Raw genomic sequence first — 311 nt, forward strand, 5'->3', positions numbered from 1 at the left:
CGGGCGGCGGGCATTCACCTGATCCTGGCGACGCAGCGTCCGTCGGTGGACGTCATCACCGGGCTGATCAAGGCCAACATCCCGACGCGCGTGGCGTTCCAGGTGTCGTCCAAGATTGATTCGCGCACGATTCTCGATCAGATGGGCGCGGAATCGCTGCTTGGCCAGGGTGACATGCTGTTCCTGCCGCCGGGCACCGGGTATCCGCAACGCGTGCACGGCGCTTTTGTGGCCGATGAAGAAGTCCACCGCGTGGTCGAACACTGGAAGCAGTTCGGCGAGCCCGAGTACGATGAAGCCATCCTGGCCGG

The 311-nt window shown here is 64.3% G+C and carries 1 pseudogene; it reads left to right on the forward strand.

Annotated elements, in window-relative coordinates:
* Positions 1-311, forward strand: a pseudogene (locus tag RVY79_RS18665) (cell division protein FtsK); the annotation flags it as partial.

Source organism: Chromohalobacter sp. HP20-39, from assembly GCF_033052815.1.
GTDB lineage: Bacteria > Pseudomonadota > Gammaproteobacteria > Pseudomonadales > Halomonadaceae > Chromohalobacter.